Source organism: Streptomyces sp. NTD91, from assembly GCF_059510455.1.
The window spans coordinates 1-1,222 of record NZ_JCAJZW010000125.1 but is presented as its reverse complement, the minus strand read 5'-3'; the positions used below and the strand labels follow the sequence as shown (position 1 = coordinate 1,222).

The following is a 1,222-nucleotide window of genomic DNA, read 5'->3' as shown; positions in this document are numbered from 1 at the left end:
GCTCAAGGCGGCCGGGGACGACCCATGGTGTTTCGGCCGTTCCCTGGAGTGGGCCACAGCGTGCGCGCCTCACGCGATGCCGCGGGTCCGGAGGACTGGACACGTCAGTGATCGCCTGATTCCCATTAACCACCGACCGGCGGACGGAGTTGGCCGGCCGCGCGGCGGGCGGCTTCCGGACAGCAGCGTCCCGCGCTCAGCGTGACACTGCCTTGATGACCTCAGGCCGTACGGCCAACGTCGCCCGGCTCCGGCACGGGTCGTTTTCTTCGCGCAGCAATGCACGGAGGGCGGAAGCGGCAGGCAGGACAGATCCATGCAGTTTCCGTTTGTCGGATCACGGTGGCACTGCAATTGGCGCCGTAGAGACCTTATAGAGCTGCTGTAGACACCGCTATGGCACGGTGAATGGAACACGGGCAATAAGTGTTCATCGCTCCATAGTGAAGGATCGTGGCCATGGACTTCGAAGGCAAGAAACTCGTCGTGATCGGCGGCGCCAGCGGCATGGGCCTCAAGGCCGCGGAGAACGTGATCGCGCAGGGAGGCAGCGCGGTGATCGTCGGCCGCCCGGGTCGGAAACTCGACGACGCCGTGGCAAGCCTGTCGCGCTCCGGCAGCGCGTGGTCGGTCGCGGCCGACCTGGCTGACCGGAACCAGGTCGTGGAGGCGCAGAAGCAGCTGGCGGAGGACCACCCCGACACCACGCTCCTCGTCAACTCGGCAGGGTTCTTCATGCCGAAGCGCTTCCTCGACTACGAGGCAGCGGACTACGACGCCTATCACGACCTCAACAGGGCGACCTTCTTCCTGACTCAGACCATCGTCCGGGGCATGGTCGCCGGGGGGCGGGGCGGCGCCATCGTGAACGTGGGCAGCATGTGGGCGCACCAGGCCCTCGCCGTGACACCGTCGTCGGCTTACTCGATGGCCAAGGCGGGACTGCACGCCCTCACGCACAACCTGGCCATCGAGCTCGCCGGCGAGGGCATCCGTGTGAACGCCGTGGCTCCCGCCGTCACCAGGACACCCCTGTTTGAGAAGGTCTTCCCCGCAGACCAACTGGACGGCGCGATGGAGCAGCTGAGCGGGCTGCAGCCCCTCGGTCGGGTCGGCACCCCGCAGGACGTGGCCTCCGCGATCGTCTTCCTCCTCTCGTCGGCCTCGAGCTGGACGACGGGCGCCATCCTCAACGTCGACGGCGGGGTCATGGCAGGCCGCA

Annotated in this window: 1 protein-coding gene; it reads left to right on the top strand. The window is 67.3% G+C overall.

From position 1 onward, the window contains the following. Positions 1–459: 459 nt before the first annotated feature. Positions 460–1,222, top strand: a 763-nt coding sequence (locus AC5WRT_RS38850) for an SDR family NAD(P)-dependent oxidoreductase (RefSeq protein ID WP_496101093.1), incomplete at its 3' end; no start/stop codon positions are given.